The 6,340-nt window shown below is 73.1% G+C and carries 3 protein-coding genes; 2 read left to right on the top strand and 1 reads right to left on the bottom strand.

Annotated elements, in window-relative coordinates:
• Positions 1–8: 8 nt before the first annotated feature.
• On the bottom strand, positions 9–3,422 hold the full coding sequence (locus tag GL263_RS19140) for a S41 family peptidase (RefSeq protein ID WP_182856959.1): 3,414 nt from the start codon (positions 3,420–3,422) through the stop codon (positions 9–11).
• A 268-nt stretch (positions 3,423–3,690) separates the two neighbouring features.
• Between GL263_RS19140 and GL263_RS19135 the strand changes: the two genes are divergently transcribed.
• Together GL263_RS19135 and GL263_RS19130 are read left to right on the top strand one after the other, a co-directional pair.
• Positions 3,691–5,931, top strand: a complete 2,241-nt coding sequence (locus tag GL263_RS19135) for an MMPL family transporter (RefSeq protein ID WP_182856958.1) — start codon at positions 3,691–3,693, stop codon at positions 5,929–5,931.
• Positions 5,932–6,085: 154 nt separating this feature from the next.
• The coding region (locus tag GL263_RS19130) for an aminotransferase class IV (protein ID WP_323379472.1) at positions 6,086–6,340 on the top strand (255 nt) is incomplete at its 3' end.

The following is a 6,340-nucleotide window of genomic DNA, read 5'->3' as shown; positions in this document are numbered from 1 at the left end:
GGCCATGTTCAATCCGCGCGCACGTCGCGCGGCGGCAGCGGGGGCCGGCGACGGTCGGGTACCCGCGAGTAGTCCGGCGGGGAGGGGGCGGGATGCCGCTCCAACAGGTCCAGCGCGGTCCGCACGGCCGTACTCAGGACGACGTAGCGGCCCTCCGCCCAGTCCAGCGGCGACCGTTGCGCCTCGATGTCCGGGTCGACGCCGTGGTTCTCCACGTCCCATCCGTAGGCGTCGAACCAGGCCGCGTTCATCGGCACGGTGATGACCGTGCCGTCGACCAGCCGGTGCCGCCCGGTCATGCCCACCACGCCGCCCCAGGTGCGGGTGCCCACCACCGGGCCGATGCCGAGCAGCCGGAACGCCGCCGTGATCATGTCCCCGTCGGAGGACGTCGCCTCGTCCGCGACCGCGACCACCGGGCCGCGCGGCGCGTTGCTCGTGTACGACACCGGCTGGGCGTTGCGGGTGAGGTCCCAACCGAGGATCGTCCGGGTCAGCTTCTCCACCACCAACTCGCTGATGTTGCCGCCCGCGTTGCCGCGCACGTCCACGATCAGCGCCTCCCTGGACACCTCCATGCGCAGGTCCCGGTTGAACTGCGCCCAGCCCGAGCCGCCCATGTCGGGGATGTGCAGATAGCCGCAGCGCCCGTCACTGAGGCGGCGCACCACCTCGCGACGGCCGGCCACCCAGTCCTGGTAGCGCAACTGCCGGTCGTCCACGAGCGGCATCACCGCGACCCGACGCGCCGGGCCCCGCCCGTCGGGGCTGCGGAACGTCAGCTCCACCGTCGTGCCGCCCGCCGCCTCCAGCAGCGGGTAGGGGCCGGCCAGCGGGTCCACCGGTCGGCCGTCCACATGGGTGAGCACGGCACCCTCCCGCACGCCCGTGCCGGCGAGCGGCGAACGCGCCCGCGAGTCCGAGGACTCGCCCGGCAGGATGCGGGCCACCTGCCAGTCGCCCTGCTTCGTCCTGGCGAAGTTCGCGCCGAGCAGCCCGATGGGCCGCTGGTAGTGCGGCGGCCCCTCGTTGCGCCGCGACGGTGTCACGTACGCGTGCGACGTGCCGAGTTCGCCCAGCACCTCCCGCAGCAGGTCGGCGAACTCGTCGGGGCTGGCGACCCGTTCGACGAGCGGACGGTACTGGTCGAGCACCCCGTCCCAGTCGATGCCGCACATCCCCGGTTCCCAGAAGTACGCCCGGGTGATGCGACCCGCCTCGTCGAACGCCTGCCGCCACTCGGCGCCCGGGTCCACGGTGTGCAGCACCCGCCGCAGGTCGATGTAGACGGTCGTGTCGTGGTCGGCGGCCTCGGCCGACGGCACCGCGCGCAGCTCGTCCTCGTCCGCCACCACCAGCCGGCTGCCGTCGCCGCTCACCGCGAACCAGTCGACCTCGCCGGTGAGTTCGGTCCGCTTGGCCTTCACCAGGTCGAAGTGCTCCAGCGTCGGACGTCCCGAGGTGTCCGCCGGGTTCGCGAACGTCTCGCCCAGCGCCCCGGAGATCGGATACCTCAGCCAGATCAGCCCGCCACCCGCCACCGGATGCAGCGCCGAGTACTTCGAGGCCGTCACCGGGAACGGCGTCACCCTGCTCTCCAGGCCCTCCGCCTCCACCGAGACCGAACCGTCCTCCGCGCCGGTGTCGTCCGGGTCGAGCCCGCCGGCCGCCGGGCGGCCCTCGGGCGACAGTGCGAACGGCGAGTTCGTCGCGGAGTTCAGCGGCACCAGGTACGGCCGGCAGCCCAGCGGGAAGGAGAGGTCGCCGGTGTGCACGTCGTACACCGGGTCGAAGCCGCGCCAGGACAGGAACGCGAGGTAGCGGCCGTCGCTGGTGAAGACCGGCTGCTCGTCCTCGAAGCGGCCGCCGGTCACGTCCAGCACCGTCCCCTCGGCGAGCTTCGCGATCTTGATCTGGCGCAGTGAGCGGCCGATGCCCGGATGCGCCCAGGCGAGCCAGGCCGAATCGGGAGAGAAGGCCAGGTCTCGCACCGGGCCGTTCACGGACCTGATCAGCTCGGTCACCAGCGCTTCACCTGTACCGCCGTCGTCGGTCGGCGAGGCGTCGCCGGCCGACGCGGCCTGCTCGTCCGTCGACGCGGCCTGCTCGTCCGCCACCGGGGACGACGGCGGCTCGTCCGGCGCAGGGGGCAGCGTCGGCGGCTCGTCCGCGTCGGTGCGCACCAGCAGCAGCCGCCCGTCGTGGGAGGCGACGGCCAGCGTCCCGCCGTCCGGGGACGAGGCCAGTTCGTGCACCCGGCCCAGCCGCCCGGTCGCCAGCCGACGCCGCTCCTGGCCCCCGCTGGCGCGCGGGAGTTGGACGATCTCGATCGTGTCCTCGCCCTCCGCGTCGGTGACGTACGCGATGCGGCCCGTGTCGCCCAGCATCTCCGGCAGCCGCACCCGCACGCCGGGCTCCTCGCTGATCGTGCGCGACGGCCCGTCCCGGTGGGTCAGCCAGTGCAGGCTGCCGCGCACGCACACCGCGCTCGCCCGGCCGGTGGCGTCCACGGCCAGCGAGTCGACGTGGTGGGCCGCCGCGAGCTGGTAGCGCCGCCGCCCCGGACGCGGCCCGGCGAGCGACACGGCCAGCCGGTGCGGCCGGGAGTCCGCCGCCAGGTCCGGCACCAGCCACAGCTCGCCCGCGCACTGGTAGACGACCCGCCGGCCGTCGCTGGCGGCGTGCCGGGCGTAGAAGTCGGCGTGGTCGGTGTGCCGGCGCAGCCCGGTGCCGTCGGGGCGGCAGGAGTACAGGTTGCCGACGCCCTCGTGGTCGGAGAGGAACGCGATCCGGACGCCGCCGTCGGCGTCGCGGACGAACATCGGGCAGTCCAGGTGGCCCGCCAGGTCCGCCAGCAGCCGCTCGCCGTGCAGCCACATCCGGCCCGTCGCCCCGCCCCGGTACCGCTTCCAACTCGCCGGCTCGTGCGGGGGCGTGCCGGTCAGCAGCAGCGTCCTGCGCTCACCGTCCACGTCGGCGACCGCGAGGTGCGAGCACGGCCCCCACGGCAGCCGGCCGCCGGGCGAGCCGTCCGTCGGCAGCCGGTAGCCCCAGGTGTAGTGGGAGAACGGCTGGCCGTGGGAGGAGACGGCGAGCACGTCCCCCTCGGGCGTCCAGCCGCACACCCGGTTCTCCGGCGCCCCCCAGTACGTCAGCCGCCGCGCGGGGCCGCCGGCGACCGGCACGGTGTGGATCTCCGGGTCGAGGCTGCGCCAGCTGGTGAAGGCGATCTCCCGCCCGTCGGGGGAGAAGCGGGGCGGGCCGAGCCGCGTGCGGTCCGCGGTCAGGCGCCACGCGCGGCCGGGCGCGGCGTCCTCGGCGGCCAGCGGGGCGAGCCACAGGTCGTCCTCCGCCACGAAGCACACGTGCTCGCCGTGGAGGTGCGGGAACCGTAGGTAAGCGCCGTCACTCACCCCACCCATGGTTCGGCCGCGCGGCCCGCCGGGCAAATCGTGCCGACGCCGGGACGGGTGGCGAACACCAGTGCCGCGTTCGGCCGCGTCCTGGCGCGGATCCGGGGCGGAGGGTTTTTTGGAATGTCAGGTTCCGTCCACTTGTGTGATCTGCGCCTCATTCGCGGAATGCTGTCACCCGGTCCACCTCTCGTGACGTCTTCTGTCATGAGCTGCCACTTTTGATGGCTCGCACACGCACCGCACGCCCGAAGCTGGACCGACACCGGAGAAACCCGTGGCCACGTTCCTGTACAAGCTCGGCAGACTCGCCTTCCGGCGGCGCCGCATCGTCGCCCTGTTGTGGGTGGCACTGCTGGCCGCGGCGAGCGTTGCCGCGTCGACGGCCGGCGACCCGCCAGACGACGACTTCAGCCTCCCCGGTACCGAGGCCCAGCGGGCCGCCGACCTGATGGAGGAACGCTTCCCCGGCGTGTCGGCGGACGGCGCCGAGGCGAAGATCGTCTTCCGCGCCCCCAACGGTGACAAGATCACCGCCACCAAGCACCGCGAGACCGTCGAGAAGGTCGTCGAGAAGGCCGGGGGCGGCCAGGCCAAGGCAGCCGTCAGCCCCTTCGACAACGAGCAGCAGATCAGCCAGGACGGCACGATCGCCTACGCCCAGATCACCTACGGCGTCAACGCCATGGAGATCACCGACAAGACCCGCGACCAGCTCAAGGCCGCGGCCGAACTCGGCCGCGACGCGGGCCTGACCGTCGAGATGGGCGGCGAGGCGCTCTTCGTCGAACCCGACATGGGCAACGGCGAGATCATCGGCATCGGCGTCGCCGCCTTTGTGCTCATCGTGACGTTCGGCTCGCTCGTCGCCGCCGGACTGCCGCTGATCACCGCCCTCATCGGCGTCTCCGTCGGCATCTCCTCGATCGTCGGCCTCGGCCCGGTCCTCGGCCTCTCCGCCAACACGATCACGCTCGCCATGATGATCGGCCTCGCCGTCGGCATCGACTACGCGCTCTTCATCGCCTCCCGCTACCGCGCGGAACTGATGGAGGGCCGCGACCGCGAGGAGGCCGCCGGCCGCGCCGTCGGCACCGCCGGCTCCGCCGTCGTCTTCGCCGGCCTCACCGTGGTCATCGCGCTCTCCGGGCTCGCCGTCGTCAACATCCCCGTGCTGACGAAGATGGGCTTCGCGGCGGCCGGCACCGTGGTCATCGCCGTCCTCGTCGCCATCACCCTCGTGCCCGCCGCGCTCGGCATGGTCGGCAAGCGCATCTTCGGCCGCAAGGTCCGCCAGGCCAACCCGGAGACCGGCGTGCCGGCTCCGGACGCCGACGCCAAGCCGCCGCTGGGCGCCCGCTGGGCCAGCTTCACCCTGCGCCGCCCGGTGGTCGTGCTCGTCACCGCCGTCCTCGCGCTCGGCGCCGTCGCCCTGCCCGTCTCCAAGCTCCACCTCGGCCCCGGCTTCAACGGCCCGCTGGTCATGCTCCTCGACCAGAAGAACTCCGACGACCCGCAGGGCGCCGGCGAGCGGATAGCCGAGAAGGTCCGGGAGATGGACGGCGTCGCGTTTGTCGGCCCGGCCGTCCCCAACGAGGCCGGCGACGCCGCCCTGATGACCGTCGTCCCCGAGGCCCGACCGAGCAGCGTCGAGACCCAGGACCTGGTGAAGGACCTGCGTGCCCAGGCCGGCGAGTTCCGCGCCGACACCGGCACCGCCGTGCTCGTCACCGGCCTGACCGCGATCAACGTCGACTTCTCGCAGGTCATGGACGACGCGCTCGTGCCGTACCTCGCCCTGGTCGTCGGCCTGGCCTTCCTGCTGCTGCTGATGGTCTTCCGCTCCGTCCTCGTGCCGCTCAAGGCCGCGCTCGGCTTCCTGCTGTCCGTGCTCGCCGCCCTCGGCGCGGTTGTCGCGGTCTTCCAGTGGGGCTGGCTCGCGGGCCTGCTCGGCGTCGAACAGACCGGCCCGATCATGAGCATGATGCCGATCTTCATGATCGGTGTGATCTTCGGTCTGGCGATGGACTACGAGGTCTTCCTCGTCACCCGGATGAGGGAGGCGTACGTCCACGGCGAGAGCCCGAGCGAGGCCATCGTCACCGGCTTCAAGCTCGGCGCCCGCGTGGTGACCGCCGCCGCGATCATCATGATCAGCGTCTTCGCCGGCTTCATCGGCGCGGGCGAGACCATGATCAAGATGATGGGCTTCGGTCTCGCCGTCGCCATCCTCTTCGACGCCTTCATCGTCCGCATGGCCATCGTGCCCGCCGTCCTCGCCCTCCTCGGCGACAAGGCGTGGAAGCTCCCGCGCTGGCTCGACCGGATCCTGCCCAACGTCGACGTCGAAGGCGAGAAGCTCGCCCAGTACCTCGACGCCCAGAAGGCCGTCGACTTCCGCAAGGGCGACGACGGCGACGGCGGGCCCGGCGGTGGCGGCAACAGCGGCACCCCGTCCACCGGCCCCGGCGGCGGCCAGGGCGCGGCGACCGCCCAGCCGCAGCCGACAGCCGTCTGACGGGCGGGCCTCCGGGTCCGTCGAAAACAACACGCCGGGGCCGGCCGGGCGGGAGCGTACTGCTCACCGCCCGCCCGGCCCCGGCCGCATGCGACGCAGGCGTCCGCCGGGCGCCGGTCCCGACGCGGCGCCGGGCGGGTGTCATCCTGTCCGCATGGCGGAGCTGAACGGACACCCGGTCACGACCGGAGAACTCCAGACCCTCGCCCTCACCAACTACGGGCACTTCACCACCATGCGCGTCCGCCACGGCCGGGTGCGCGGCCTCGCCCTGCACCTCCGCCGCCTCACCGACGACAGCCGCGCCCTCTTCGACGCCGACCTCGACCCCGACCGGGTCCGCGCGTTCGCCCGGCGCCTCGCCCCCGTCACCGCCCCCGACGTCGTGCTCCGCGTCACCCTCTTCGAC

Source organism: Streptomyces durbertensis (genome assembly GCF_014156695.1).
In the GTDB taxonomy this organism is placed as follows: domain Bacteria; phylum Actinomycetota; class Actinomycetes; order Streptomycetales; family Streptomycetaceae; genus Streptomyces; species Streptomyces durbertensis.
Note: the sequence above shows the minus strand (reverse complement) of the source record. Positions and strands in the feature narration are given on the sequence as shown.

Coding starts and splice junctions, on each gene's coding strand:
- GL263_RS19140 (WP_182856959.1), bottom strand. CDS start 3,422: ATGGGTGGGGTGAGTGACGGCGCTTACCTACGGTTCCCGCACCTCCAC.